This window comes from Janthinobacterium lividum, from assembly GCF_011601275.1.
Lineage (GTDB): Bacteria > Pseudomonadota > Gammaproteobacteria > Burkholderiales > Burkholderiaceae_D > Janthinobacterium > Janthinobacterium lividum_E.
Window position 1 is genome coordinate 60186 of sequence record NZ_JAAOLY010000008.1, and the last position, 26906, is coordinate 87091.

22 protein-coding genes are annotated in these 26906 nt (G+C 66.0%); 15 read left to right on the forward strand and 7 right to left on the reverse strand.

The genetic code is table 11. The features are described 5' to 3' along the window. Nucleotides 1–37: 37 nt before the first annotated feature. Nucleotides 38–1153, forward strand: a complete 1116-nt coding sequence (locus GYK42_RS13820; RefSeq protein ID WP_166448109.1) for an MFS transporter — start codon at nt 38–40, stop codon at nt 1151–1153. A gap of 2 nt (nt 1154–1155) precedes the next feature. Here the strand turns inward: GYK42_RS13820 and GYK42_RS13825 are convergent, their stop codons facing one another. From GYK42_RS13825 to GYK42_RS13835, 3 genes are read right to left on the reverse strand one after another with little or no spacing between them, the layout of a single operon-like run. Continuing rightward, nucleotides 1156–1836: a hypothetical protein gene (locus GYK42_RS13825; protein WP_166447971.1), complete on the reverse strand. Its 681-nt coding sequence runs from the start codon at nt 1834–1836 to the stop codon at nt 1156–1158. A 5-nt stretch (nt 1837–1841) separates the two neighbouring features. Then, a complete protein-coding gene (locus GYK42_RS13830; protein WP_166447972.1) occupies nt 1842–2642 on the reverse strand; it encodes a MipA/OmpV family protein in 801 nt (266 codons plus the stop codon). Nucleotides 2643–2651: 9 nt separating this feature from the next. Next, the gene (locus GYK42_RS13835) at nt 2652–3230 is read right to left on the reverse strand and encodes a porin family protein (protein ID WP_166447973.1); all 579 of its coding nucleotides are present in this window, start codon (nt 3228–3230) and stop codon (nt 2652–2654) included. 202 nt (nt 3231–3432) lie between these two features. Between GYK42_RS13835 and GYK42_RS13840 the strand changes: the two genes are divergently transcribed. Next, nucleotides 3433–4110, forward strand: coding sequence for a response regulator transcription factor (locus tag GYK42_RS13840; RefSeq protein ID WP_166447974.1), 678 nt, complete (start codon nt 3433–3435; stop codon nt 4108–4110). Continuing rightward, complete coding sequence (locus tag GYK42_RS13845; protein WP_166447975.1) at nt 4107–5408, forward strand: ATP-binding protein; 1302 nt, start codon at nt 4107–4109, stop codon at nt 5406–5408. Before GYK42_RS13840 ends, GYK42_RS13845 begins: the two co-directional genes overlap by 4 nt. Here the strand turns inward: GYK42_RS13845 and GYK42_RS13850 are convergent. Beyond that, a complete protein-coding gene (locus GYK42_RS13850) occupies nt 5386–6282 on the reverse strand; it encodes an EamA family transporter (protein ID WP_166447976.1) in 897 nt (298 codons plus the stop codon). The two genes, GYK42_RS13845 and GYK42_RS13850, sit on opposite strands and share 23 nt — an antisense overlap. A gap of 77 nt (nt 6283–6359) precedes the next feature. On the opposite strand from GYK42_RS13850, the gene GYK42_RS13855 reads away from it, so the two are divergent. Beyond that, nucleotides 6360–6848 (forward strand): Lrp/AsnC family transcriptional regulator, encoded by a 489-nt coding sequence (locus GYK42_RS13855; protein ID WP_166447977.1) that lies wholly within the window; start codon nt 6360–6362, stop codon nt 6846–6848. Nucleotides 6849–6851: 3 nt separating this feature from the next. Here the strand turns inward: GYK42_RS13855 and GYK42_RS13860 are convergent, their stop codons facing one another. Next, nucleotides 6852–7370, reverse strand: a complete 519-nt coding sequence (locus GYK42_RS13860) for a hypothetical protein (protein WP_166447978.1) — start codon at nt 7368–7370, stop codon at nt 6852–6854. Between the two features lie 135 nt (nt 7371–7505). On the opposite strand from GYK42_RS13860, the gene GYK42_RS13865 reads away from it, so the two are divergent. Then, entirely contained in the window at nt 7506–7889 is a 384-nt protein-coding gene (locus GYK42_RS13865; protein WP_166447979.1) for a glutaredoxin domain-containing protein, read from the forward strand. 18 nt (nt 7890–7907) lie between these two features. On the opposite strand, the gene GYK42_RS13870 is transcribed toward GYK42_RS13865, so the two are convergent. Next, nucleotides 7908–9275 (reverse strand): MFS transporter, encoded by a 1368-nt coding sequence (locus GYK42_RS13870; protein WP_166447980.1) that lies wholly within the window; start codon nt 9273–9275, stop codon nt 7908–7910. Between the two features lie 140 nt (nt 9276–9415). Here GYK42_RS13870 and GYK42_RS13875 point away from each other — a divergent pair, with 140 nt between their 5' ends. Continuing rightward, nucleotides 9416–10333 (forward strand): LysR family transcriptional regulator, encoded by a 918-nt coding sequence (locus GYK42_RS13875; protein WP_166448110.1) that lies wholly within the window; start codon nt 9416–9418, stop codon nt 10331–10333. On the opposite strand, the gene GYK42_RS13880 is transcribed toward GYK42_RS13875, so the two are convergent. Further along, entirely contained in the window at nt 10328–10558 is a 231-nt protein-coding gene (locus GYK42_RS13880; protein WP_166447981.1) for a DUF3820 family protein, read from the reverse strand. The genes GYK42_RS13875 and GYK42_RS13880 overlap by 6 nt on opposite strands. 144 nt (nt 10559–10702) lie before the next feature. On the opposite strand from GYK42_RS13880, the gene GYK42_RS13885 reads away from it, so the two are divergent. From GYK42_RS13885 to GYK42_RS13925, 9 genes are all read left to right on the forward strand, one after another. Continuing rightward, the gene (locus tag GYK42_RS13885) at nt 10703–11914 is read left to right on the forward strand and encodes an MFS transporter (RefSeq protein WP_166447982.1); all 1212 of its coding nucleotides are present in this window, start codon (nt 10703–10705) and stop codon (nt 11912–11914) included. 83 nt (nt 11915–11997) lie between these two features. Next, complete coding sequence (locus GYK42_RS13890; protein WP_166447983.1) at nt 11998–13215, forward strand: YeeE/YedE family protein; 1218 nt, start codon at nt 11998–12000, stop codon at nt 13213–13215. 68 nt (nt 13216–13283) lie between these two features. Continuing rightward, nucleotides 13284–14762: a sodium:solute symporter gene (locus tag GYK42_RS13895; RefSeq protein ID WP_166447984.1), complete on the forward strand. Its 1479-nt coding sequence runs from the start codon at nt 13284–13286 to the stop codon at nt 14760–14762. Nucleotides 14763–14837: 75 nt separating this feature from the next. Continuing rightward, nucleotides 14838–16712: a signal peptide peptidase SppA gene (gene sppA / locus GYK42_RS13900; RefSeq protein ID WP_166447985.1), complete on the forward strand. Its 1875-nt coding sequence runs from the start codon at nt 14838–14840 to the stop codon at nt 16710–16712. A 75-nt stretch (nt 16713–16787) separates the two neighbouring features. Beyond that, nucleotides 16788–17327 (forward strand): GNAT family N-acetyltransferase, encoded by a 540-nt coding sequence (locus GYK42_RS13905; protein WP_166447986.1) that lies wholly within the window; start codon nt 16788–16790, stop codon nt 17325–17327. A 402-nt stretch (nt 17328–17729) separates the two neighbouring features. Continuing rightward, nucleotides 17730–19097 carry an efflux RND transporter periplasmic adaptor subunit gene (locus tag GYK42_RS13910; RefSeq protein WP_166447987.1) on the forward strand — a complete coding sequence of 456 codons (1368 nt, stop codon included), beginning with the start codon at nt 17730–17732 and terminating at the stop codon, nt 19095–19097. After that, nucleotides 19094–22213: an efflux RND transporter permease subunit gene (locus GYK42_RS13915; protein WP_166447988.1), complete on the forward strand. Its 3120-nt coding sequence runs from the start codon at nt 19094–19096 to the stop codon at nt 22211–22213. Before GYK42_RS13910 ends, GYK42_RS13915 begins: the two co-directional genes overlap by 4 nt. Continuing rightward, nucleotides 22210–25458, forward strand: coding sequence for an efflux RND transporter permease subunit (locus GYK42_RS13920; RefSeq protein WP_166447989.1), 3249 nt, complete (start codon nt 22210–22212; stop codon nt 25456–25458). The genes GYK42_RS13915 and GYK42_RS13920 overlap by 4 nt, the downstream gene beginning before the upstream one ends. Further along, nucleotides 25455–26876 (forward strand): efflux transporter outer membrane subunit, encoded by a 1422-nt coding sequence (locus GYK42_RS13925; protein WP_166447990.1) that lies wholly within the window; start codon nt 25455–25457, stop codon nt 26874–26876. The genes GYK42_RS13920 and GYK42_RS13925 overlap by 4 nt, the downstream gene beginning before the upstream one ends. The last annotated feature ends 30 nt before the right edge of the window (nt 26877–26906 follow it).

The following is a 26906-nucleotide window of genomic DNA, read 5'->3' on the forward strand; positions in this document are numbered from 1 at the left end:
TGGCGCACAGCCCGCGTTATGGGGCGGCATTTTTGCCATGACCCTGTGCGTGTTCACCCTGATCGCTTCCGAATTCATGCCCGTCAGCCTGCTCACGCCCATGGCGGCGGACTTGCGCGTCAGCGAAGGCCTGGCCGGCTATGGCATCGCCATCTCGGGCGCCTTTGCCGTGCTGGCCAGCCTGTCCATCGCTACCCTGGCGGCGGCGATGAACCGCAAGACCTTGCTGCTGCTGTTGACGGGCCTGATGTGCGTGTCCGCGCTGGTGGTGGGACTGGCTACCAGCTATGCGATGTACATGGCGGGACGCGCGCTGATCGGTGTGGTGGTGGTGGGATTCTGGTCGATGTCGGTTGCCGTGGCGATGCGCCTCGTACCCAGCCACAGCGTGCCCAGGGCGCTGGCCATCTTCAACGGCGGCAACGCGCTGGCGACCGTGGTGGCCGCGCCGCTGGGCAGCTATCTGGGCGCCAGTATCGGCTGGCGCGGCGCCTTCCTGTGCCTGGCGCCCGTCGCGCTGCTGGCGCTGGCCTGGCAGTGGCGCAGCCTGCCATCGATGCCGGCGGCGCCGCGTTCGGCCCGCTTCGGCCAGCTCCTGCGCCTGCTCAAACGCCGCCAGGTGGCGCTGGGCATGCTGGCCGTCGGCGCGTTCTTCATGGGGCAGTTCGTGCTGTTTACCTATGTGCGGCCGTTCCTGGAAAACGTCACGCGCGTCGGCGTGCCCACCTTGTCGATGCTGTTGCTGGCGATCGGTGTGGCAGGTTTCATCGGCACGGCGCTGATCGGCGTCGTGCTGCGGCGTGGCCTGTACCGTACGCTCGTCGCCATTCCCTTGCTGATGGCCGTCATCGCGCTGGCCCTGCTGGCGTTCGGCGCCGAGCTGACGCCCGTCTTCGTGCTGCTGGGCTTGTGGGGATTGCTGTCGACGGCCGCGCCCACGGGCTGGTGGTCGTGGCTGGCGCAGACCTTGCCAGGTGACGCCGAAGCCGGTGGCGGCCTGATGGTGGCCGTCGTCCAGCTGTGCATAGGCTTTGGTTCCACCGTGGGCGGCATCCTGCTCGATGGCCACGGCTTTCGCGCCACCTTCACGGCCAGCGCCGCGCTGCTCGTGCTGGCCGCGCTGCTGGCCTGGCGCACCGCGCGGCTGAGGTGAGCTTATTCCAGCAGCGCGGCAATGGCCAGCGGCGTGGCGCTGGTGAGGACTTGCCCCGCGTCCGGATGCGCGCCGAAACGGTAGGCGAAGACGCGGAAACCGGCCACGGCGTCACCGGGAAACGCGGGGCCTTCCTGCGCCGCCAGCGGGACCGGCGCGCCATCGCCGCCCTGGTAGCGCACTTGCGCCGCCTCCGTCCTCGCATACGAAAACTGCACGCCGGCGCAGCGCTTGCCGTTCGCCCCCCCCGTCGAGCGCAGGTAGGCGAGCAGCTGTTCGCAGGCGGCGCGCAAGTCGGCCGCCGCATACACGCCATCGGGCCGCGTGACGATGGAGACCCAGGCGATTGACGTGATCTGGCCCGGCTTGCGGTTCCAGGCCAGCTCCGCGTTGTCGTCATATGCGGCCCTGGAAAACGGGAAGACGGCGCGGCCCAGCGCATCGAGCGGCAGCGCCAGCTGCGCGCCCTTGCCATGCAAGGTCAGGCGCAAGCCATCGGTGGACACGCCGGCGTCGCGCGGCCGCAGGCGCAGATGGTTTTGCAGGAATTGCTTGGGCTTGCCGTATTTTTCGAACCAGATCATGTGGCGGTAGGCGTCGCGGTAGGCGATCCAGTCGCCCGCTTCCTGCGCGCAGGCGAACGCGGGCAGCAGTGCCAGGGCGAGAAGCAGGGATCTGAGCATGGCGCTTAAAACCGGTAACCGAGGCCGCTGGACCAGGTGATGACGTTACGGCGTTCGATGAAGGGACTGTGGGCCGGCCCGTTGCCCAGCCGCGTGCCCGTCACGGCGCTATTGAGCAGCCACTTGCTGCTCAGGGCCCAGTTCCAGTTGACGCCCATATCGACGGACGCGACACCGCCGGCCGGACGGTAGTCGCGCGCGCCGCCGGCCGCCGCGCTGACGGCGTACAGCTCTTCCATCACGGCGCCGCTGGCCAGGGACACGCCGGCCGACAAGGTCACCGTGTGATGGGCCGCCAGCGAGGGCAGGGTCTTTTGCAGGCCGAGCTGGCCGCGCCAGCCGTGCGCGCTCGTGTCGTACATCAGGTTAGCCGTGACGCGTGCCTGGTCGCTCAGGTAATAGCCGTAGAAGCCGCCCACGTCGGGCGAGCCCTTGATCCGCCGCGTGCCGCGCAGGCGCCGGCTGTCTTCCGGAGCGCGCGCATTGCTGGCGGCCAGCAGCGGGCCGTATTCCACGCCCGGCGTGGCCGACAGGTGCATGCCCGCCACGCCGCTGGCCGAAACGAACAGGCCGTTGCTCCACTGGACTTGCAGCAGCGGGCGCAGCACGGCGCCGCGCGGCGCGCCATCGTCCGTCGCCGAGCTGCCGGTGACAGCCGCCCCCACGTACATATCCCTGCTCCCGTCGGGCATCATCAGCGCGCTGGCGCTGGTGCTGGCTTCCTCGGCCAGCGCCGGGGAGCAGGCAGCCAGCAGCAACAGCAGGGAAGAAAAACAGGGGAAAAAACGGGGAGCGAACTTGTTCATGCCATCCTTTTAAAAGCCGAAGCGCACGCCGAGCGCCAGGCGGTTCATCGTGCTATTGAGTCCTTCGTATCTGACTTTCGGGGCGTGCTCCCATTCGAGTTGCAGCGCCACGTCCTTGCCGATCTGGTAGGCGGCTCCCACGCTCAGGTACAAGCCGGTCTTGTTGGCCGACTCGCCCGGCGGCGCGTTCTTGCCGGCGATGGAGAATTCGGCATGGCTGCGCGCCACGCCAGCCTTGCCGAACAGCGACCAGTCGTCGTTCAGCCGCCACGTGCCGCGCGCCGCCACATAGGCGGCACTATTGCGTACCTTGAGCTGGTAGCCGGGATCGAGGTCGAAGCTGGTCGCGCCGCCGCTGGCGCGATAGCCGCCTTCGATCGCCCAGGCCGGCGTCAGTTCGTAGCCGGCAAAGACGCCGAAGGGCACCGCCTTGCTGCTGGGGCCGCGCCGCGCCGTCGCGCCACCCTCGGCACGCTCGATCTTGCCATCGCTGGACGGGCTGATGCTGGCGCCCACGTACAGGCCTTCAGCATGGACCATCGACGTGGCGGCGATGGCAAACAGGGTGCTGCAGACAATTTTTTTCATGTTCGGATTCCGGTTGAGGTAAGAGCTATCCATGTTAGGCAAACCTCGTGCCGGAATCCGCCCAGGTTTGTCCTTGAATTGTCCTTAATTTGTAGGCCCCGTTTGTATAGAAAGTGTACAAATGTGTACCTGATTGTCGAATATGCCACTTGCGCGCCGCGCTCCACTACAATACGCGACAAAATGGCGGCGCGGAGGGGCGATGCAACGTGTAATGCTGGTGGAGGACGATGCGCGGCTTGCCGCGCTGGTCAAGGAATACCTCGATGAATACGACTATGCGGTCGACGTGGTCACGCGTGGCGACCAGGCCGTGGCGCGCTTTCGCGACCTCCAGCCCGACCTGGTCATACTTGACTTGACCTTGCCCGGCGTCGATGGCCTGGTGGTGTGTCGCCAGCTGCGCCAGCTTAGTGCCGTGCCCATCCTGATACTCACCGCGCGCGAAGACACCTTCGACGAAGTATCGGGCCTGGAGCAGGGCGCCGACGATTACGTGAACAAGCCGGTCCAGCCCCGCGTGCTGCTGGCCCGCCTGCGCGCGCTGCAGCGGCGCGGCAGCGCGGCGGGCGGCAGCGACATCGTCATCGGCCAGTTGCGCGTGTCGCGCGAAAACCGCGCCGTGCACTGGCGCGGGCAGGAGATCGCCATGAACAGCGCCGAATTCAAGCTGTTCGCCATCCTGGCCGACGCCGCTGGCAAGGTCATGTCGCGCAACGACATCCTCGTGCGCATGCGCGGCATCGAATTCGATGGCCTCGACCGCAGCATCGACAACTGCATCTCGCGCTTGCGCCGCAAGTTCGACGACGGCGGCGCGGAACGCATCAAGACGGTGTGGGGCGAAGGCTATCTGCTCACGCCCTCCGCCTGGGAATGAACCGTCTTTTCTGGCGTTTCGCGCTGCTGGTGGTGCTGGCCATCGCGCTGGCCAGCTGCGTCATCTACTTCACCTTCAGCCGCCTGTTTGGCGATCCGCTCGAGCACATCGCGCGCGACCAGGCCGCCGGCCAGATCTTCCTGCTGGAGCAGTACATCGACCAGGCGCCCGCCGATGAATGGCTGCCGCGCCTGAACAAGGTGCGCGAAGTGTCGGACGTCGCGCTGGAATTGCAGCCCCTGTCCACCGTGCTGCCGGCGCTGCCGACCGAGGCGCGCGCGCAGCTGCTGCGGGGCGCCGTCGTGATGGACGTGGGCGGCAAGGCTTTCTATCGCCGCGTGGACGCCACGGGCGCGCGCTATGCCGGCAGCGAGGACGATGTGCTCCACGCGCAAAACCTGCCCATCGACGTCGGCCAGGCCCTGCGCATGGAGGCGATCCGCTTTGCCGTCATCGCGCTATGCCTGCTGCTGCCGCTGGGCTGGTGGACGCGCGCGCACGGGCGCAGCCTGGCCGCGCTGTCGCGCATGGCCGACGATTTCGGACAGGGCGACCTGGCGGCGCGGGCGCAGGTCAAGCCCGCGTCGAGCATCGCGCCGCTGGCTGGCCGCATCAACGAGATGGCCGAGCGCATCGGCTCCCTGCTGGAAGCGCGCCGGCATTTGCTGCTGTCGGTGTCGCACGAATTGCGCACGCCGATCGCGCGGCTGGAATTCGGCCTGGCGCTGCTGGACGAACGGCATGCGGGACTTGACCCGGCCCTGCGACGACGCATCGACGCCATGGGCGCCGATGTCGAGGAATTGAAAACGCTGGTCAACGAATTGCTTGGCCTGATGCAGCTCGATCACGCGCAAGCCTTGCCGCGCCAGCCGTTTGCCGTGGCGCCCTTGCTGCGCGACTGCATGGCGGCCCTCCTGCCGCGGCAAGTGGACGCGGGCATCGCCGATGACCTGGGCGAATTGCGCGGCGATCCCCGCCTGCTGGCGCGCGCCATTGGCAACCTGCTCGGCAACGCGGCCAAATATGCCGTCGCGCGCATCGCGCTGTCGGCCGTGCGCGAAGGCGATGCGCTGCGCATCGTGATCGAGGATGATGGCCCCGGCATTCCCGCCGGCCAGCGCGAACAGGTATTCGCCCCGTTCTATCGGCTGGCCCGCGAGCAGGACCATGCGACCGCCGGCCACGGCCTGGGACTGGCGATTGCCGCCAGGGCCGTCGCGCTGCACGGCGGCGCCATCGCCATCGACGACTCGCCGCTGGGCGGCGCCCGCTTCACGATTTATATTCGGGCCTGAGCGCCGGCGCAGCGCGTCTTTGGCGCTGCGCCATGTACGAACTGCCCATCGACGCGGCCATGATCATGGCAATCGCCAGCCATTGTCCGGCGCCCAGGCGCTCGTCGAGCAGGATGTACGCGAGCATGGCGGCCACGGCCGGTTCCATGCTGCTCATGATGCCGAACGCTTGCGGCGTCAGCCGCTTCAGGGCCACCATTTCCAGCGAAATCGGGATGGCGCTGGAAATGAGGGCCACGCCCAGGCCCACGCCCAGCACGACGGGCGAGAGCAGGGCGGCGCCGCTGTGCATCACGCCGACGGGCACGACCACCAGCGCGGCCATGGCCAGGCCCAGCGACACGGAGTGGCCCGCATGCAGATGGCTGGCGCGCTTGCCGAAGACGATGTACGAAGCCCAGCACGCGGCGGCGCTCAGGGCGAACAGCACGCCCGTGGGATCGAGCTTGCTGACGTCGTGGCCGAGCGGCAGCAGCAGCGCCAGTCCCGCCACGGCCAGCGCCACCCAGACGAAGTCGAGCGCACGTCGCGAGGCCAGCAGCGCCACGGCCAGCGGGCCGGAAAACTCGATGGCCACGGCGATGCCGAAGGGAATCGTGCGCAGCGCCATATAGAAGCACAGGTTCGTCAAGCCCAGCGCCCCGCCGTACAGGACCACGGTGCGCAGGTCGGCACGGCTCAGCTGCCAGCGCCACGGGCGCCAGAACAGCAACAACAGCAAGGCGGAAAAACCCACGCGCACGGCCGTCGTGCCTTGTGCGCCCACCAGCGGAAACAGGCTGTGCTTGGCCCATGAAGTGCCCAGTCCCAGGCAGGTGACGGAGCCGAGGATGGCCAGCAGGGGAATCAGCGAGGAATAGCGGCGTAATGGCATGGAGATAAAAGGCTTGATATCGGAATAGCGAAAGTTTATTGTGTCTGCTCCGAGTTTTGCACTGCATTTTGACCCTCATGACGCAACTTTCGCTCACACCCTCCGTCACGCTCGACGCCTTCGACCTGGCCATCCTCGACATCTTGCAGCGCGATAACACCACCTCGCAACGCGAAATCGCCCAGGCCGTGCATTTGTCGGCGCCGGCCGTGCAGCGGCGCATCCGGCGCCTGCGCGAGAGCGGTGTGATCCGCCATGAAGTGGCCGTGCTCGACGCGAGCCGCCTGGGCCGTCCCTTGACGCTGACGGTGGAAGTGCATCTGCACGACGAACACCCGCAGCGCACGGCCGGCATGCGCGCGCGCATCATGGCCGAGCCTGCCATCCAGCAGTGCTACGGGATTACTGGCGAGGCCGATTACCTGCTGATCATTACCGCCAGCAGCATGGCCGAATACGAGGCGCTGACGGAGCGCCTGTTCGGCGGCGACGACAATATCCGCCGCTACCGCACGTCGGTGGCATTGACTTGCCTGAAGATGGGCTTGCACGTGCCGCTGGGGTAGGGCTTACTGCTCGTCGCGCTCGGCGTCGCGTTCGCGGCAGCTCAATGACGCGTAATGGCCTTTCGGCAGCCGGGCCTTGATGGCAACCTCGCTCAGCGCATGTTGCACATCGACGGGGTCGGTCAGGGTGCAGCGCTGGGCGCTGGCGAACGCTTGCAGCTTCTGCGTGCTGCCGCGCACCTTCACCGTCACGCCGGCCCCGGGGCTGACGCAGCAGCCTATGTATTGCGTGATGTATTCCTCTTCGATGAGCACCAGTCCATGTCCCATGAAGCTGGCCGGCTTCTTCAGCAGGTAGTAATCGGTGTAGTCAAAGCGCTGGTCGGGGCGTTTGCCGATATAGCCTTCGTGTACGTAAGCCTGGATCGCCTTGCCGGAAGTGCCGGCTCGTTCCGTCGTGCCCTTTTTCAGGTGCAGCGCGTGGATCAGGTCGCTTTCAAGTCCGGGATCGGCAGCGGCGCTGGCACAGCAGGTCGCCAGCAGAAGAGCGCCCAGCAGGCGGCGGGTGCGGCATTCAGGCATGGGGTGGATTGCTTGCATATATTTGACGCGAATTTGACGAGAAGGGGAGGTGGGGCGCAGTGTAGCCCACGCCGGCCTGTGTGCGTGGCACAATGCGTGATCCGCACGCCACGTGCCACTGACCCCAGGACTTTCATGACCCGCGCCATCCTTGACCAAGCCCAGATTCATCCCGCCGCCCGCCCCCTGATCGGCAGCAAGCACAAGGACATCGTGCGCGAGGTGCAGGCGGCCATCGCCGCGCACCAGGTGGTGGTGGTCGGCATGGCGCTCAATCCGTTTCCGCGCAAGGCGCGCAAGATCCTCGACGTGCTGGGCACGCCTTACCAGTACCTGCAATACGGCAGCTATTTGAGCCAGTGGCACCGCCGCAATGCCCTGAAAATGTGGACGGGCTGGCCGACGTTTCCCATGGTCTTTGTCAACGGCGTGCTCATTGGCGGCGCCAGCGAGCTGCAAAAGCTCGTGGAAAATGGCGAGCTCAGCGCCATGCTGGCAAAGAAAGTGCGTGAGTTCTGAGCATCGCAGGGCCAGTCTCTAGCGTGCCTTGATCTGGCCAAAACTGATGAGGGCGCCGATGCCGAGTGCGATACCGGCCAGTAGCAGCGCGACATGCATGCCGGCCAGCAGGTGTGCCGCGCCGCCAGCGACCAGCGAGCCGAATACTCCGACGCCGATCACCCCGCCCGTCTGGCGCGCGGCGTTCAGCGCGCCAGAGGCGATCCCCGTGCGTTGCTTGTCGGCAGTGGCGAGTACGGCCGTCGTCATGGCGGGAACCGTCAGCGCGACACCGACCCCGGCCGCCAGCAGCGGGCCGACGATGACGCCATACGGCGTGGACGCGCCAATGCCGGCCAGCGCCAGATAGCCGCAGGCGGCCAGCGCTTGCCCCATCACCATGGGCAGCCGGGGGCCGTAGCGCGCCGTCAGCCGGCCAGACAGCAGATTGGCGAGCGTGACCAGCGCCGTCATCGGCAGGAAAGCCAGCCCGGTCATCAATGGCGTATACCCCTTCGTCGTCTGGAAAAACAGGCTGAACACGAACATCAGGCCGTAGTAGGCGAAGTTGGTGAGCAGTCCGACGGCGCAGGAAGCGCTCATCACTGGCGAGCGGAACAAGGCAAGCGGCAGCATCGGGTCGGCGCCCCGCGCTTCGACCAGGATGAACAGGGCGCCCGCCACGACGAAGCAGGCAAAACCGGACAGCACCAGCGGGTGCGTCCAGCCCAGTGCGCCGCTTTCGATAAAACCGAGGGTGAGCCCGCCCAGCGCGAGAATCGCCAGCACTTGCCCGCCCAGGTCCAGGCCCCGTCCGGATGACTTTGAACCCGATGGCGCGTAGGCCAGGGTCAGGCAGATGCCCACGAGCCCCAGTGGCAGGTTGAGCAGGAAAATGCTGGGCCAGTCGAAACGGTCGACCATGATGCCGCCAACCACGGGCCCGGCCGCCAGCGCCAGGCCGCCCACGCCCGCCCAGATGCTCACGGCGCGCGCACGCGCGGCCGCTTCCGGAAAGCTGGCGCTCAGCAAGGCCAGCGAGGCCGGCACGCACAGCGCCGCCCCCACTCCCTGGGCGACCCGGCCGGCAATCAGGGCGCCGATGGTGTCTGCCATGCCGCAGGCCAGCGATGCCACGGTAAACAGGGCAAAGCCCATGACGAAGATGCGTCTGGCGCCGTAACGGTCGCCGATGGCGCCGGCCGTCAGCAGCAGGCTGGCAAAGACCAGGGTGTAGGCATTGATGATCCATTGCAAGCCGGTCACGTCGGTGCCCAGCGAAGCCTGGATGCGTTCCAGCGCCACGTTGACGACTGTGACATCGAGGATGACGAGCACGAAGCCCAGGCTGGTGGCGAACAGGGTCAGGCGTGGAGATACGGCGTGCCGCGGTGTCAGGGTAGGCATGAGAAGGAAGTCCCGAAGAGGGTGTTCTGATTGATGGGAGTCGTCGCGAAAAACGCCGACTGGTTCCGCTCTCATTGTATTGCCTTGAAAAATTAGATAAACTGGCTTTTTATTGTTTGACTACCTAGAAAATATTGGCAATGGATATCTTCAAGGCGATGACCATCTTCATCCGTGTCGTCGATACGGGCAGCTTGACGGCCGCGGCGGCGCAATGCGACCTGTCGCCCACGATGGTGGGCAATCATCTGCAGGCGCTGGAGGAGCATCTCGGCACGCGCCTCATCAACCGCACCACGCGGCGCCAGCACCTGACGGAATTCGGTAAGGCGTATTACGAACGCTGCATGGAGATCCTCGGCCTCGTCGGCGATGCCGAGGCGCTGGCGCTGGAAACGCAAAGCAGCCCGAAGGGGCGGCTGCGCGTGACCGCCTCCGCGACATTCGGCACGGAACGGCTGATCCCAGCGCTTGCCGACTATACGGCGCGCTATCCCAAGGTGGATATCGACGTGGTCGTCACGGACACCGTGGTGGACCTGGCCGAGGATGGCTTCGAGGCGGCGATCCGCCTCGGCAACCTTGGCGACCAGCACGGGGCCGACCTGGTGGCCCGCCCGCTGGCGCCGTATCATTTGATGCTGTGCGCCGCACCGGCGTATCTGGCGCAGCACGGTGAGCCGCGGCGGCCCGAGGATCTGGCGCAGCACAATTGCCTGGCCTATGTCTATTCCTCGCGCTCCGAGTGGCGTTCGGCACAGCCATCCTGGCGCATGACGGGGCCGGAGGGCGACATCAGCGTGCCGATTGCGGGCCGGATGCGGGTCGACAGCGCGCAAGGCTTGCGACGGGCGGCGCTGGCCGGCATGGGAATCGTCATGTTGCCCGAGATTATGCTGTCACAGGATATCGCTGACGGGCATCTGGTACGCCTGCTGCACGGCTACACGCCGCCCAGCCGGCCCTTGCATCTCATCTATCTGCGCGACCGGCGCATGTCGTCCAAGCTGCGCAGCTTCGTTGATTTCGTGGTGGAGCGGTTTGGCGCGGCCTTATGAACGCGGCCGGTTTTGATGCGTGCGCAGCGGGTCGAGCAGGCTGCGCAGATCGTTGTGATCGAGCTCGTACATCAGCGCGATTAAACTGCCCAGTTCGCCCGAGGGGAAGCCCTCGCGCGCGAACCAGCCCAGGTAGTGGCCCGGCAAGTCGGCCAGCAAGCGTCCCTGATATTTCCCGTATGGCATTTCGCGCGTGAGCAGCAGCGCCAGTTTTTCTGAATTCATGGTGGTGACCCCGTGTTGATGGGGCCAGTGTAGCAGACCATCAAATTGTTGAGTTGAGCGCAAGTATCTTCTGCCCGATGAAGTATTTTTCGGAATAAAGAAAACCCCGATACTGCATGCCAACATCATTGATCGGAGTTTGCCATGCCCATTGCCTTGCTCGCGCTGACCCTCAGCGCATTTGCCATCGGAACCACCGAGTTTGTCATCGTGGGGCTGTTGCCCACCATCGCCGCCGACCTGGGCGTCAACCTGCCGTCGGCCGGCTTGCTGGTCAGCCTGTACGCGCTGGGCGTCGCCGTCGGCGCACCCGTGCTGACGGCCCTGACGGGCAAGATCCCCCGCAAGACCCTGCTGTTGTCGCTGATGGTCCTGTTCACCCTGGGTAACTTGCTGGCGTGGAAGTCGCCGGGCTACGAAACCCTCGTCGTCGCCCGCATCCTGACGGGGCTGGCGCATGGCGTGTTCTTTTCCATCGGCTCGACCATCGCCACGTCCCTGGTGCCAAAAGACAAGGCGGCTAGCGCCATTGCCATCATGTTTACGGGCCTGACCGTGGCCCTGGTGACGGGCGTGCCGTTGGGTACCTTCATCGGTCAGCATTTCGGCTGGCGCGAAACCTTCCTCGCCGTCTCGGCCCTCGGCCTGGTGGCGTTCATCGGCAGCCTGCTGTACGTGCCATCGACCATCGCCCACAGCAAGCCCGCCTCGCTGTTGCAGCAAGTGCGGGTGCTGGGCCAGCCCCGCCTGCTGCTGGTGTATGCGATGACGGCCGTCGGCTACGGCGGCTCCTTCATCGCCTTTACCTATCTGGCGCCGATCCTGCAGCAAGTGTCGGGCTTCAGTGCCGGCGCCGTGGGCGTGGTGATGCTCGTATATGGTATCTCTGTGGCGTTCGGCAATATCTGGGGCGGCAAGCTGGCCGACAAGAAAGGTCCCGTCAGCGCCTTGAAACTGATCTTCCTGCTGCTGGCGTTTGTTTTGCTGCTGTTGACCTTTACGGCGCCGCATCCCGTGCTCGTCGTCATCACCGTGCTGCTGTGGGGCGCCGTGGCCTTCGGTAACGTGGCCGGTTTGCAAGTGTATGTCGTGCAGCAGGCGGAGCACTTCACGCCCCGCGCCGTCGACGTGGCGTCGGGCCTGAACATCGCCGCTTTTAATCTGGGCATCGCCGGCGGCGCCTGGGGTGGCGGCCTGATCGTGGAACACCTGGGTCTCGTGCATACGGGCTGGATCGGCGCGCTGGTCGTGCTGGGCGCATTCGGTTTGACGGCCTTGAGCGGCCGGATGGATCGCTTGAATCCCATCCCCGTGCGCACTGGCGGCGAAAAGTCGATCCATGCGGTGGGGCACTAAGCTAGCCTGATCTGCCAGTAAGTTTCTGGCAGAAAACACCAAAACGGGCGAGAATAGGGCTTACCTCTCTCTTCCATACTCCCATGTCCGATACAGCAATGTCACCGCTGCGCCTGCGCGCCGCCATCAATCCGAAGCCGCTGGGCGTCGCCCTGTTGCTCATCGTGCTCGGCGCCTGGTATTTGGCGCAAACCGTCGGCATCAACCAGGCTGCGCTGTACGTAGTGGGCGCCTTGCTCGGCATCACGCTGTATCACGCGGCCTTCGGTTTTACGTCCGCCTGGCGCGTCTTCATTGCAGATGGCCGCGGCGACGGCTTGCGCGCGCAAATGCTGATGCTGGCCGTGGGCGTGGCGCTGTTCTTCCCCGCGCTGTCGGCCGGCACCCTGTTCGGCACGCCCGTCGCGGGCCTCGTGTCTCCCGCCGGTACTTCTGTCATCTTCGGCGCCTTCATTTTCGGCATCGGCATGCAGCTGGGCGGAGGTTGCGCGTCCGGCACCCTGTACACGGTGGGCGGGGGCAGCACGCGCATGCTCATCACCCTGGCCGCTTTTATTATCGGTTCCGTGATCGGCACGGCGCACATGCCGTTCTGGACGGCGCTGCCGCAACTCCAGCCCATTTCCCTCGTGACGACCCTGGGCCTGGTGCCCGCACTGGCGCTGAACTGGATCGTTTTCGCGCTGATCGCCGGCATCACGGTATTCGTTGAAAAGCGCCGCCACGGCAAGCTCGTCGCCACGCCCCTGCGCCCGTCGCAGGCCTCGCCCTGGCTGCACGGCCCATGGCCGCTGGTGGCGGGCGCCATCGCGCTTGTCGTGCTCAATTTCATTACCCTGGCGCTGTCGGGCAAGCCATGGGGCGTGACCTCCGCGTTTGCGCTGTGGGGCGCGAAAGCGGCGTCCATGATCGGCATCGACACGGCCAGCTGGGCTTACTGGTCCACCAAGGCGAATGCGGCCGCGCTGGCCGCGCCGCTGACGCAAGACAAGACGTCCGTGATGGACATCGGCATCGTGCTGGGCGCCATGCTGGCGGCGGCGCTGGCCGGCCGCTACGCGCCCGTGTGGCGCATCCCGCGCCGCTCGGTGATCGCCGCCATCGTCGGCGGCTTGCTGCTCGGCTATGGCGCGCGCCTGGCCTACGGCTGCAATATCGGCGCCTACTTCAGCGGCATCGTCTCGGGCAGCCTGCACGGCTGGCTGTGGCTGGTCTGCGCTTTCCTGGGCAACGTCATTGGCACGCGCCTGCGCCCGTGGTTCGGCCTGGAAGTGGAGAAGGTCAAACCGACCGGCTGCTGATGCCGGCGTAAGCAGGGGCTTTGCTGTATATTCTTGCCCCTGTTCACCTTGCCGCCAGCGTATCGCCCATGTCCCCCATCATCCTGTTTGCCGTCGTCCTTGCGTATTTCCTGATCCTGCTGGGCGTGGCATGGCGCACCTCGCGCCATGCCACCAATGACAGTTTTTTCATCGGCAACAAGGACAGCAACTGGATGCTGGTGGCCTTCGGCATGGTCGGCACCACGCTCACGGGCGTGACCTTCATCAGCGTGCCCGGCGCCGTGGGCAGCAACGGTTTCGGTTATGTCCAGCTGATGATCGGCTATGTGCTGGGCTACCTGGCCATCACGTTTATTTTGCTGCCGCTGTACTACCGGCTGCAGCTCACCTCGATTTACCGCTACCTGGAACTGCGCCTGGGCCGGCGCTCCTACCAGAGCGGGGCGGCCTTTTTCATCGTGTCGCGCCTGCTGGGCGCCACGGCGCGGCTGTATCTGGTGGTCAATATCCTGCAAGCGACCATCCTCGACAGCCTGGGCGTGCCGTTCTGGCTGACGGCCTGCGCCGTTCTGCTGCTGATCCTGCTGTACACCTATGAAGGCGGCGTGAAGACCATCGTCTGGACCGATACCCTGCAAACGGCGTGCATGCTGGCCGGTCTCGTCATTTGCAGCGTGTTCTTGCTGCGCGAGATGGACCTGTCCGTCGTCGACAGCCTCGAGCGCATGCGCGCACACGGCCTCACGCGCATCTTCACCGTCGACCCGGACAGTCCCGCCTATGTGTGGAAGCATATTCTCGCCGGCATGTTCATCACCATCGCCATGACGGGCATGGACCAGGAAATGATGCAAAAGAATATTTCCGTGCGCACCTTGCGCGACTCGCAAAAGAACATGCTCAGCCTCACCGTGGTGCTGACGGGCGTGCTGCTGCTGTTCCTGTTCCTCGGCGGCCTGCTGCACCTGTATGCGCCGCTGGTGGGCGTGACGGCCACGGGCGACAAGCTGTTCCCGGCCGTCGTGCTCGGGCATTTCCCTGCCGTCGTGCAGCTGATCTTTTTCATTGCCCTCATTTCCGCCCTGTTTCCCAGCGTGGACGGGGCGCTGACGGCGCTCACATCCACCTTCTGCATCGATATCCTGGGCCTGCAGCGCAGGCAGGACTTGAGTGCAAGTGCGCAGGTGCGCTGGCGCCGCCGTGTCCACCTGGGGTTTGCCGCCCTGTTCCTGATCCTGATCATGGCCTTCAAGTGGCTGGACGATCCCAGCATGATCGGCGTGATCCTGAAGCTGGCCAGCTATACCTATGGTCCGCTGCTGGGCCTGTTCGCCTTCGGCTTGCTGAGCCGGCGCGGCGTGCGCGACCGCTGGGTACCGCTGGTCGCCATCGCGGGGCCGCTGCTGTGCGCGCTGGTGGAACAGGAGCAGGCGCTGCTGTTTGAGCATTACCGCATCGGTCTGGAATTGCTGATCCTGAATGGCGCCTTGGTGCTCGGTGGCCTGTTTCTCATTTCCACGCCGGCAGGGCCGGGCGGCCAGGGCACGCAATACTTGTCAAAATAAGACGAATCCCAGGGCGATGGCGGCCATTTTCAGCTATATTGATTTCCTTTAGGTACACAACCTCACGGAGCATCAATGTCACTCAACCCCTTCCCGCCGCTGCGCCGCGGTTTCGGCGCATTCTGGCGCGCGCTGGACGCCACCCGCCGCGCGGTCATCAATCTGATTTTCCTGCTGATCGTCATCGCCATCCTGATCGCCATTTTCGGCGGCGGCGCCAAGCCCCTGGCGGAAAAGACCACCCTGGTGCTGGACTTGCAAGGCCCGCTGGTCGAGGAAACCCCGGGTGGCGTGCGCGAAGCCGTGCTGGCCAATGTCAGCGGCGAAGTCAAGAAGACGGTGCAGCTGCGCGATGTGCTGGCGGTGCTCGACACGGCGTCCAAGGACAAGGACATCGGCTCCATGGTGATACTGCTCGACGAATTGCAGGGCGGCGGCCTCGCTTCGCTGCGCGAAGTGGCGGCTGGCGTGGAACGATTCCGCGCCACGGGCAAGAAAGTGACGGCCTGGGGTTCGAGCTACAACCAGCGCCAGTACCTGGTGGCCGCAAAGGCCGACGAGGTATTCCTGCACCCGATGGGCGGCGTCATGCTGGAAGGCTTTGGCCGCTACCGCAATTACTACCGCGACGCGCTCGACAAAGTGGGCGTGACGGTCAACCTGCTGAAAGTGGGCACGTATAAAAGCGCGGCCGAGCCTTTCATCGCCAACGGCCCGTCCGAAGCGGCGGCCGAAGCGGACCGCTACCTGAATAACGGCCTGTGGACCACCTACACGACGGACGTGGAAAAATCGCGCAAGCTGCCGGCCGGCGCCATCATGCAGGCTATCGATGCGCTGCCCGCGCTGATGACGGCGGCCGGCGGCGACCTGGGCAAGCTGTCGCTGGACGCCAAGCTGGTCGACGGCCTGAAAACGCGCGATGAACTGCGCCAGTTCATGATGGCGCGCGGCGCGAAGAACACGGAAGGCACGAACTTCCGCCAGGTGAACTACACCGATTACCTGGCGCGCCTGCGCCCCGTGCACGTCGGCGACGCCGTCGGCGTGGTCATCGCTTCGGGCGAAATCGGCGACGGCATCGCGCCACCGGGCGCCATCGGCGGCTTGTCCACCTCGCGCCTGATCCGCCAGGCACGCGAAGACAAATCGATCAAGGCCATCGTGCTGCGCGTCGATTCGCCGGGTGGCAGCGCCTTCGGCTCGGAACTGATACGCCGCGAACTGGAACTGACGCGCGCCGCCGGCAAGCCGGTGGTCGTCTCGATGGGCAACGTGGCCGCTTCGGGCGGCTACTGGATCAGCACCTCGGCCGATGAAGTAATCGCCGACGCGGCCACCATCACCGGTTCCATCGGCGTGTTCGCGATTTTGCCGACGGCCGACAAGGTGGTGGAAAAACTGGGCATCCACACGGCCGGCTCGCCGACCACGTGGCTGGCCGACGCGGGCAACCCATTGCGTCCGCTCGATCCCCGCTTCGCGCAAGTGATCCAGGGCTCGATCAACCACGTGTATGGCGACTTCCTGAGCCTGGCCGCCAAGGCGCGCAAGACGACGCCCGAGAAAATCAATGAGGTGGCGCAGGGCCGCGTCTGGACGGGCTTGCAGGCGAAAGAGCGCAACCTGGTCGACCGCATCGGCAGCTATGGCGATGCGCTGGCCTCGGCGGCCAAGCGCGCCAAGCTGGGCACCGATTACCGCGTGACCTACCTGGAACAGGAAACGTCGAACGTGGACCGTTTGATTGGCATGTTCGGCTCCAAGGCCATGGCCTCGCTGGGCCTGGGCGAACACGTGAAGCTGGGCCTGGCCACGACCGGCTTGCCGGCCGATGCGGCGCTGGGCATGGCGCAGGAACTCTCCTGGCTGTCGGGCATCACGCGCGAACATAAACCGTTCATGGCCCTCACGCACTGCCTGTGCGAGGTGCCACTGGGCAGTAAGTAATCGCAGCAATACCATGACCCTCAAGCCGGCTTCGCCCGGCTTGTTTTCCTTGAGGAGCGCAATATGCCAAGCGACATGAGTGCAGACACCGACAACGCGATCACCATCCGCCCTTGCGCCAAGGGCGATGAACAGGCGCTGGCGCTGGTGGGGCAGGCCACCTTCCTGGAAGCGTTCGCCGGCATCCTCGACGGCGCCGACGTCATCGCCCATTGCCAGCGCCAGCACGACGTGCAGCTGTACCGCGACTGGCTGGCGCTGCCGGCCATGCGGCTGTGGCTGGCCGAGGCCACGCCGGGCGGCGCGCCCGTCGGCTACCTGGTGCTCAGCCCCGCCGGCTTGCCGGTGGCGGACCCGCGCCCGAATGACCTGGAAATCAAGCGCATCTACCTGCTGCACCGCTTCCAGGGCCAGCGCGTGGGACAGCGCCTGATGCAGGCGGCCCTGGAGCAGGCGCGCGCCAGCGGGGCAGGGCGCGTGCTGCTGGGCGTATATGCGGAAAACCACGATGCGCTGGCGTTCTACACGCGCTGCGGCTTTGCGCAGCTGGGCCGGCGCACTTTCCGCGTGGGCCGCACCGACTACCAGGATGTCATCCTCGGCATGACCTTGTAGTAACAGCCAGCCTGGCCCCAGGTCAAGCCGGCTGGCGGGAGATTTGTAGCGAGTTTGTATCTGCATGCGAGTCGCCCGCAAGCCGCTGGCGCCGGTGCGCGACGCCCCGCAGGCCTGATTTTTCCACCGTTCCCCCGCAGTGGCGGCCTGCCTGCCGGTCCGCCTGATCCTCCCATGCCTGCCTGGCTGTGTGTAATTGTTTCAAGCAGAAATGAAACAGTTACATGACTATGCTAGAGTCGTTTCACGCTAGGGAGCGATGTTTTTTCAGCTGACTTTCAGCTCTTGACTCCCCGGCTTTGTACCGAAACAACCCCGAAAAACGGTCGCCCGGCCTGAGTGTGTCCCACCTCGGCCGGCGCCACAGACTCGCCGTGCCAGCGGCCACTACAAGGATAAGCGATGGATTCGCAGACAACACCCAAAACCCCGCGGCGCAGCCGCCGTTCGAAAATCGTCGGCACGGTCATCGCGCTGGCCGTGATGGCTGCGCTGGGGGGCGGTGCCTGGTATTTGACCCATTCCGGCACCAGCGCCCAGGGGGGGGGCGGCATGGGTGGCCCTGGCGGTGCTGGCGGGCCCGGTGGCCCCGGCGGGCGTCGCGGCGGCCCTTCGACCACCGTGGGCGTGGCCACGGCCGTCAAGTCCGACCTGCCCGTGGTGCTCGATGCGCTGGGCACGGTGACTGCCGCGTCCACCGTGACGGTGCGCCCGCAAGTGTCGGGCATCTTGAAGGAATTGAAATTCAAGGAAGGCGGCATGGTCAAGGCGGGCCAGGTAGTGGCGCAGATCGACCCGGCCCAGTTCGAGATGGCGCTGATGCAGGCCACGGGCCAGCGCCAGCGCGACGAAGCGCAGCTGGAAAACGCGCGCCTGACCCTGAAACGCTATCAGACTTTGCTGGGCCAGGATTCCATCGCGCGCCAGGACGTCGACACGCAGGCCGCCCTGGTGAAACAGCTGGAAGGCACGGTGATGACGGACCGCGCGTCCGAAGGCACGGCCAGGCTGAACCTCGGCTATACCAAGGTGGTCTCGCCGATCAGCGGACGCGCGGGCCTGAAGGTGGTCGATATCGGCAACCTGGTCAGCACCAGCGACACGGGCGGCGTGGTGGTGGTGACGCAGCTGTCGCCCATCGACGTGGAGTTCTCCGTGCCGCAGGATAAAGTGCAGACCATCCAGGAGCGCCTGAATGGAGGTTCGGCGCTGGCGGCGCTGGCGCTGGACCGCACGCGCACGCATACCCTGGACAAGGGCAGCTTGACGGCGCTGGACAACCAGGTCGACGTGCAGACGGGCACCGTGCGCGCCAAGGCCCGCTACGCGAATGACAAGATGGCGCTGTTCCCCAGCCAGTTCGTCAATGTGCGCCTGGAACTGGGCAACATCACGGGTGCAGTGCTGGTGCCCGTGACGGCGCTGCGCCACAGCAATAACGGCGATTTCGTCTATGTGCTGAAAGCGGATAAAACCGTCACCGTGCGCATGGTCACGCGGGGCCAGGCTACCACCGACATGGTGGAAATCCGCGCCGGCCTGGACGCGGGCGAGCAAGTCATCACGGAAGGCGCCGACCGCCTGAAGGAAGGCGCGAAAGTCACCTTGGCGGGCGACAAGCCGGCCATGGGCGGCGCCGGTGGCGCGGGAGCAGGCAACGGCGAACGCCGCCACCGCCGCCAGCACGCTGAAGGCGCGGCCAGCGCACCGGCCGCATCGGCTGCCGCATCGGCACCTGCATCCGCGCCGGCAAAGGGCGCGGCGCAATGAGTCCATCGACGCCATTCATCAAGCGCCCCGTCGCCACGGCGCTGCTGATGCTGGCCATCGTGCTGGCGGGGCTGGTCGGCTTCAAGTTCCTGCCGCTGGCCGCCTTGCCGCAGGTGGACTTCCCCACCATCCAGGTGCAGACCCTGTACCCAGGCGCCAGCCCGGAAGTGATGGGGCAGACCGTGACGGCGCCGCTGGAGCGCCAGTTCGGGCAGATGTCGGGCTTGCAGCGCATGAGTTCCACCAGCGCGGCCGGCGTATCCATCATCACCCTGCAATTCACCTTGGGCCAGACCCTGGACGTGGCCGAGCAGGAAGTGCAGGCGGCCATCAATGCGGGCGGCTCCCTGCTGCCGACGGACTTGCCGGCGCCGCCCGTGTACGCGAAGATCAACCCGGCCGACGCGCCCGTGCTGACCCTGGCCATCACGTCGGACACGATGCCGCTGACGCAGGTGCAGAACATCGTCAACACGCGTCTGGCGCTCAAGATCAGCCAGGTCAATGGCGTGGGCCTCGTGTCGCTGTCGGGCGGCCAGCGTCCCGCCGTGCGCATCCAGGGCGACACGAAATTGCTGGCGTCGTACGGTCTGGGCCTCGACAGCCTGCGCACGGCCATCGCGGCGGCCAACGTCAACAGCGCCAAGGGCAGTTTCGACGGCCCCACGCGTTCATTCACCATCAACGCCAACGATCAACTGGTCACGGCGGAAGACTACAAGCGCCTGATCATCACCTACAAAAACGGCGCGCCTGTGCGCCTGTCCGACGTGGCGAACGTCGTCGACAGTGCGGAAAACACGCGCCTGGGCGCATGGTCCGGCAAGCAGCCGGCCATTATTTTGAACGTGCAGCGCCAGCCCGGCGCCAACGTCATCAAGACGGTCGACGCCATCAAGGCCTTGCTGCCGGACCTGCAGGCCAGCCTGCCGGCGGCCATGAAGCTCGACGTGCTGAGCGACCGCACGACGGGCATCCGCGCCTCGGTCGAGCACGTGGAAATGGAACTGCTGTTGTCCGTGCTGCTGGTGGTGCTGGTGATCTTCGCCTTTTTGCACAGCATGCGCGCCACGGTGATCGCCAGCCTGTCCGTGCCGATCTCGCTGATCGGCGCCTGCGGCGTCATGTATCTGCTCGGCTACAGCCTGAACAACCTCTCCTTGATGGCGTTGACGATCGCCACGGGCTTTGTCGTCGATGACGCCATCGTCATGATCGAGAATATCGCCCGCTACATCGAAGAGGGCGAAACGCCGATGGCCGCCGCCCTGAAGGGCGCGTCGCAGATCGGCTTTACCATCATCTCGCTGACGGTCTCCCTGATCGCCGTGCTGATTCCCCTGCTGTTCATGGGCGACGTCGTGGGCCGGCTGTTCCGCGAGTTTGCCATGACCCTGGCCATCACGATCCTGATTTCCGCCGTGGTCTCGCTGACCTTGGTGCCGATGATGTCGGCGCGCTGGCTGAAAAGCCACGCCGATGAAAAGATCAGCGCCACGGGCCAGCGCATCCAGGCTTTCCTCGACCGTGTGATCGTGCAGTACGACCATGCGCTCGTGTGGGTGCTGAAACGCCAGGGACTGACCTTGCTGGTGGCCCTGGCCACCCTGGTGTTGACCGTTATCCTGTATATCACCATCCCGAAAGGCCTGTTCCCCACGCAGGACACGGGGCAGCTGCAGGCGCGCATCGAAACCTCGCAAGCCGTGTCGTACGAACGCATGGCGACCTTGCAGCAGGCCGCCGCCAGCGCGCTGCTGGAAGACCCCGCTGTCGACACCCTGAGTTCCCTCGTCGGCGTCGACGCGGCCAACAACACCATGCTGCACACGGGCAGCATGCTGATCAACCTGAAGCGTCCGCGCAGCGGCAGCCAGGACGAGATCATGGAGCGCCTGCGCGACCGCGTGGCCAAGGTGGCCGGCGTGACCCTGTATCTGCAGCCGACGCAGGATCTGACCATCGATGCGGAATCGGGCCCGACGCAGTACCGCGTCTCGCTCGAAGGGGCCGACACGGCCACCGTCACCGAGTGGGCCGGCAAGCTGGCCGCGCGCATGCGCGAGAAATCGCAGCTGCGCAACGTCGTCACGGACGCGGGCGCCACGGGCGCCGCTGTCACCGTGGCGATCGACCGCGACAGCGCCGCGCGCATGTCCGTGACCACGGCTACCGTCGACGACGCGCTGTACAACGCCTTCGGCCAGCGCATCATCTCGACGATTTTCACGGAAACCAACCAGTACCGCGTGATCCTCGAAGCGCAACCGGGCATTGTCACGACGCCGTCCGACCTGTCGGACCTGCAGGTGCGTACGGGGTCCGGCAAGTCGACGCCGCTGTCCGCCTTTGCCAGCGTCAGCGAAAAACAGGCGCCGCTGCAAATCACGCACGTGGCGCAATACCCGGCCACGACCCTCGGCTTCGACACGACGCAGGGCGTGGCGCTGGGCAGCGCCGTCGACGCCATCCGTCAGGCGGCGAAGGACATCGCCTTGCCGCCGTCGGTGACCTTGACGTTCCTCGGCGCGGCCGGCGCGTATGAAAACTCGCTGTCGAACCAGCTGTGGCTCATTCTTGCCGCCGTCGTCTGCGTGTACATCGTGCTGGGCGTGCTGTATGAAAGCTACATCCACCCGCTGACGATCCTGTCGACCCTGCCGTCGGCCGGCGTGGGTGCCTTGCTGGCGCTAATGATTTCCGGGCAGGACCTGGGCGTGATCGGCATCATCGGCATCATCCTCCTGATCGGCATCGTGAAGAAGAACGCCATCATGATGATCGACTTCGCCATCGAAGCCGAACGCGATGAAGGGAAAAGCCCGCAGGAAGCCATCCACCAGGCGGCCTTGCTGCGCTTCCGCCCGATCCTGATGACGACCCTGGCGGCCCTGTTCGCAGCCGTGCCGCTGATGCTGGGCTGGGGCGAGGGCGCCGAGTTGCGCCGTCCGCTGGGCCTGGCCATCTTCGGCGGCCTGATCGTCAGCCAGGTGCTGACCCTGTTTACCACGCCCGTCATCTACCTGGGCTTCGACCGCCTGGGCCAGCGCTTCGCGCGCAAGACACCCGGGGTGAACCTGGACAAGCCGGCCGATAACGCGGGGAGCGCCGCGTGAACCTGTCCGAACCGTTCGTCAAGCGACCTATCGCCACCGTGCTGCTGACCATCGGCATCGCGCTGGCGGGGATCGGCGCCTTCTTCGTGCTGCCCGTCTCGCCGCTGCCGCAGGTCGATTATCCGACCATTTCCGTCAGCGCCAGCCTGCCCGGCGCCAGCCCCGCGACCATGGCCACGTCGGTGGCCACGCCGCTGGAACGGCGCCTGGGCGTCATCTCGGGCGTGAACGAGATGACATCGTCGTCGGGCACGGGCTCGGCGCGCATCAACCTGCAGTTCGACTTGAACCGCAAGATCGATTCGGCAGCGCGCGAAGTGCAGGCCGCGATTGCCGCCGCGCGCGTGGACTTGCCGGCCACCTTGCGCAGCAACCCGACCTACCGCAAGGCCAATCCATCCGATGCGCCTGTAATCATCCTCGCGCTGACGTCGAAGACGCGCACGCCAGGCCAGATCTACGACGCCGTGTCGAACCTGGTGCAGCAGAAGGTGGCGCAGGTGAAAGGCGTGGGCGACGTGGAACTGGGCGGCGGTTCGCTGCCGGCCGTGCGCGTGGAACTGCTGCCATACCAGCTCAATCACTACAGCGTGTCGATGGAAGACGTGCGCGCGGCCATCCAGGCCAGCAACGCCAACCGCCCCAAGGGCGCCATTTCCGGCGACGAGCGCAGCCTGCAGATCTATTCGGGCGCGGCGACGGCGTCGGGCGGGCGCAGCGCGGCCGACTACCGCAGCCTGGTCGTGGCCTGGCGCGACGGCGCCGCCATCCGCCTCGACGATGTGGCCGAAGTGGTCGACGGCGTGGAGAACAACAATACCCTGGGCCTGTTCAATGGCGACCCGGCCGTCATCGTGCTGATCACGCGCCAGCCGGGCGCCAACGTCATCGCCACGGTGGACGGCGTGCGCGCGCTGCTGCCGCAACTGCAGGCGCAGCTGCCCGGCGACATCAAGCTGCAGGTGGCGTCCGACAGCACCAATTCCATCCGCTCGTCCCTGCACGAGATCGAGTTCACCCTGATCCTGTCCATCGTGCTCGTCGTGCTGGTGGTCAGCGCTTTCCTGCGCAGCGTGCGCGCCACCATCATCCCGGCTGTCGCCACCGTCGTTTCGCTCTTGGGCACCTTCGGCGTGATGTACATGCTGGGTTTTAGCCTGAACAACCTGTCGCTGATGGCGCTGACGGTGGCCACGGGCTTTGTCGTCGACGACGCCATCGTGGTGCTGGAAAACACGCAGCGCCACATCGAGGCGGGCATGGACCGCTTCAAGGCGGCCCTGCTGGGGGCGCGCGAAGTGGGCTTTACGGTGCTGTCGATCAGCCTGTCGCTGGTGGCCGTCTTCATCCCGCTGCTGTTCATGGGCGGGCAGGTGGGGCGATTGTTCCGCGAATTTGCCGTGACCTTGTCGGCCGCCGTGATGATTTCGCTGGTCATTTCGCTGACAACCACGCCGATGATGTGCGCCTGGCTGCTGAAAAGCGGGCAGCAGCACAAGCCGCCAGGCAGAGTCGCGCGCTGGTTCGAGCGGGGTTTCGAGCGCATGCTGACAGTCTACGAGCATTGCCTGGACTGGGCGCTGTCCAGCGCGGCCCTCGTGATGACCATCCTCGTGTTCGTCGTTGGCCTGAACGTGTACCTGTTCGCGGCCGCGCCCAAGGGCTTCTTCCCGCAACAGGATACGGGTCAGATCAATGGCGGCATGCGTGCCGACCAGAGCATCTCGTTCCAGGCCATGCAAAGTAAGTTGCGCCAGCTGGTCGACATCATCAAGGACGATCCGGCCGTCGCCACCGTCGTCGGATTCACGGGCGGCGGGCGGGCGGGGGGCGGTTTCATGTTCATCGACCTGAAACCGGCGTCGCAGCGCACGGACAAGGGCCAGGCCGTGATCGCCCGCTTGCGCCCGCAGCTGGCCAAGGTGACGGGCATCTCGCTGTTCCTCAATCCCGTGCAGGATTTGCGCATGGGCGGGCGTTCCAGCAATTCCACGTACCAGTACACCCTGATCAGCGACAACCAGGCGGATCTGAAAAAATGGGCGGCGAAACTGGCCGACCAGATGAAGCTGCAGCCGGCCCTGATCGACGTCGACACGGACCAGGCGGAAAACGGCGTGGAAACCTTTGTCAGCATCGACAAGGACCGTGCCACGCAGCTGGGCGTGCAAGTCAAGGATATCGACAATGCGCTGTACAACAGCTTCGGCCAGCGCCAGGTGGCGACCATCTACGATGAGCTGAACCAGTACCACGTGATCATGGAAGTGGCGCCACGCTATGCGCAAAGCCCGGAAGCGCTGCGCTCCGTGTACGTGCCGGCGTCGAATGCGGCCGCCGTTGCCGCCACCGGCACGACAGCCACAGCCACCACCAGTACCACCACCAGCGCGGCGCCGTCGAACACGACTGCCGCGCGCGACCCGTCCAGCGGCTCGGCCCTGTCCACGACCCTGGCGCACATGGTGCCGCTGTCCTCGTTCAGCAGCTTTGCCGAAAGCTCGACGGCGACTTCCATCAACCACCAGGGCGGCGAACTGGCGACCACCGTGTCGTTCAACCTGGCGGACGGCTATCCGCTCAGCGACGGCCAGGCCGCCGTGGCCCAGGCGGAGTCGGAAATCGGCATGCCCGTCAACGTGCGCGGCAGCTTCCAGGGTTCGGCCAAGAGCGCGCAGGACAGCAACAAGGAGCAGCCGCTGTTGATCCTGGCGGCCATCGTGGTGATCTACATCGTGCTGGGCATCCTGTACGAAAGCCTGATCCACCCGGTCACCGTGCTGTCGACTTTGCCGTCGGCAGGGGTGGGCGCCGTGCTGGCATTGCTGCTGTTCCGCATGGAGTTTTCCATCATTGCCCTGATCGGCGTGTTCCTGTTGATCGGTATCGTCAAGAAAAATGCTATATTGATCATCGACTTCGCGCTGGAGGCCGAGCGTTCGCGCGGCTTGAGTGCGGTGGAGGCGGTGCGCGAGGCATGTTTGCTGCGTTTCCGCCCCATTCTGATGACCACCCTCGCGGCGGCGCTTGGCGCCTTGCCGCTGGCGATCGGTTTCGGCGAGGGGTCGGAGCTACGCCAGCCCTTGGGGGTCGCCATCATCGGCGGCCTGATTGCCAGCCAGTTACTCACATTGCTGACCACCCCGGTGGTCTACATCCTGCTCGACAAGTTGCGCACGCGCAGCGCCGACGAGCAGCAATTGAGCCGCATTCCTGGGCCAGATAACCCGAGCACACAATCATGAAGCAAGTAAAACCTATTCCATCCGCCGTCCCCGCACGCCACTTGCTGGCGCTGGCGGCTGCTGTCCTGCTGGCCGGCTGCGCCGTCAGCCCCGCGTATGAAACGCCGACGGCCGCCGCGCCGCAAACGTTCAAGGAGGCGGCCGGCTGGCAGCCTGCCGTACCGGCCGATACCCTCGAGCGGGGTCCCTGGTGGACCCTGTTCGGCGACGCGCAGCTGAACCAGCTGGCCGAGGGCATCGACATCTCGAACCAGAACGTGGCCGCCGCCATTGCCTCCTACGAGCAGGCGCGCGCGCTGGTGCGCGAACAGCGCGCCTCGCTGTTCCCCACCGTGAACCTGACGGGCAGCGGCGCCCGCTCCGGCGGCGGGGGCGAGCAGCAGACGAACAACAGCTTCAAGGCGGCCATCGGCGCGTCTTGGGAACCGGACGTGTGGGGCAAGCTGCGCGCCGGCGTGACGGGCGCGGATGCGAGTGCGGCCGCCAGCGCGGCGGATCTGGCCGCGGCGCGCCTGTCGGCGCAGGGCGAACTGGCCACCAATTATTTTTCGCTGCGTCAGAGCGATGCGCAGATCGCGCTGCTCAATGCCACGATCGACGGCTACAAGCGCGTGCTCGAGATCACCAGCAACCGCTTCAACTCGGGCATCGCCGCCAAGTCTGACCTGCTGCAGGCGCAGACGCAGCTGGCCAATGCGCAGATCGATTTGTCCAGCCAGACGCGTGCGCGCGCCCAGCTGGAACATGCGATCGCCATTCTGCTGGGAAAGGCGCCGTCCGACTTCAGCCTGGCCGTGGCGCCGTGGACCCTGACCGTGCCCGAGGTGCCGCTGGGCGTGCCGTCGACCCTGCTGCAGCGTCGTCCCGACATCGCCGCCGCCGAGCGCCGGGTGGCCGTGGCCAACGAGCAGATCGGCATCGCCCGGTCGGCCTATTATCCGAGCCTGAACCTGACGGGTTCCTACGGTTCCGGCGCCAGCAAGGTGGGCGACCTGTTCAATGCATCGTCGAGCCTGTGGTCCCTGGGCGTGTCGGCCGCGCAGACCCTGTTCAACGCGGGCGCCACGACGGCCAGCGTGGACGCGGCCAGGGCGGGGCATGAGGCAGCCGTGGCGCGCTACCGCCAGACGGTATTGAGTGCCTTTGGCGCCGTGGAAGACCAGTTGTCGGCCACGCGCGCGCTGGCCGAGCAGCTGGCCCTGCGCCAGCAGGCGTCGTCCGCCGCCGACCAGGTCGAACAGCAGATGCTGAACCGCTACAACGCGGGCCAGGTCGGCTACACGGACGTGGTGACGGCGCAAGTGACGGCCCTGTCGGCGCGCCGTTCGCTGGTGCAGGCGCAGGCGGACCGCCAGACGACGGCCGTGGCCCTGATCCAGTCGCTGGGCGGCGGTTGGCATGTGCCGCAGGCGCAGTAAGGGGGCGGCATGGGGCAGCATGGGGTAGCA

Coding starts and splice junctions, on each gene's coding strand:
- GYK42_RS13905 (WP_166447986.1), top strand. CDS start 16,788: ATGAGTGCAGACACCGACAACGCGATCACCATCCGCCCTTGCGCCAAG.
- GYK42_RS13860 (WP_166447978.1), bottom strand. CDS start 7,370: ATGCCTGAATGCCGCACCCGCCGCCTGCTGGGCGCTCTTCTGCTGGCG.
- GYK42_RS13825 (WP_166447971.1), bottom strand. CDS start 1,836: ATGCTCAGATCCCTGCTTCTCGCCCTGGCACTGCTGCCCGCGTTCGCC.
- GYK42_RS13850 (WP_166447976.1), bottom strand. CDS start 6,282: ATGCCATTACGCCGCTATTCCTCGCTGATTCCCCTGCTGGCCATCCTC.
- GYK42_RS13830 (WP_166447972.1), bottom strand. CDS start 2,642: ATGAACAAGTTCGCTCCCCGTTTTTTCCCCTGTTTTTCTTCCCTGCTG.
- GYK42_RS13855 (WP_166447977.1), top strand. CDS start 6,360: ATGACGCAACTTTCGCTCACACCCTCCGTCACGCTCGACGCCTTCGAC.
- GYK42_RS13885 (WP_166447982.1), top strand. CDS start 10,703: ATGCCCATTGCCTTGCTCGCGCTGACCCTCAGCGCATTTGCCATCGGA.
- GYK42_RS13865 (WP_166447979.1), top strand. CDS start 7,506: ATGACCCGCGCCATCCTTGACCAAGCCCAGATTCATCCCGCCGCCCGC.
- GYK42_RS13915 (WP_166447988.1), top strand. CDS start 19,094: ATGAGTCCATCGACGCCATTCATCAAGCGCCCCGTCGCCACGGCGCTG.
- GYK42_RS13835 (WP_166447973.1), bottom strand. CDS start 3,230: ATGAAAAAAATTGTCTGCAGCACCCTGTTTGCCATCGCCGCCACGTCG.
- GYK42_RS13910 (WP_166447987.1), top strand. CDS start 17,730: ATGGATTCGCAGACAACACCCAAAACCCCGCGGCGCAGCCGCCGTTCG.
- sppA (WP_166447985.1), top strand. CDS start 14,838: ATGTCACTCAACCCCTTCCCGCCGCTGCGCCGCGGTTTCGGCGCATTC.
- GYK42_RS13840 (WP_166447974.1), top strand. CDS start 3,433: ATGCAACGTGTAATGCTGGTGGAGGACGATGCGCGGCTTGCCGCGCTG.
- GYK42_RS13880 (WP_166447981.1), bottom strand. CDS start 10,558: ATGAATTCAGAAAAACTGGCGCTGCTGCTCACGCGCGAAATGCCATAC.
- GYK42_RS13845 (WP_166447975.1), top strand. CDS start 4,107: ATGAACCGTCTTTTCTGGCGTTTCGCGCTGCTGGTGGTGCTGGCCATC.
- GYK42_RS13875 (WP_166448110.1), top strand. CDS start 9,416: ATGGATATCTTCAAGGCGATGACCATCTTCATCCGTGTCGTCGATACG.
- GYK42_RS13820 (WP_166448109.1), top strand. CDS start 38: ATGACCCTGTGCGTGTTCACCCTGATCGCTTCCGAATTCATGCCCGTC.
- GYK42_RS13890 (WP_166447983.1), top strand. CDS start 11,998: ATGTCCGATACAGCAATGTCACCGCTGCGCCTGCGCGCCGCCATCAAT.
- GYK42_RS13925 (WP_166447990.1), top strand. CDS start 25,455: ATGAAGCAAGTAAAACCTATTCCATCCGCCGTCCCCGCACGCCACTTG.
- GYK42_RS13870 (WP_166447980.1), bottom strand. CDS start 9,275: ATGCCTACCCTGACACCGCGGCACGCCGTATCTCCACGCCTGACCCTG.
- GYK42_RS13895 (WP_166447984.1), top strand. CDS start 13,284: ATGTCCCCCATCATCCTGTTTGCCGTCGTCCTTGCGTATTTCCTGATC.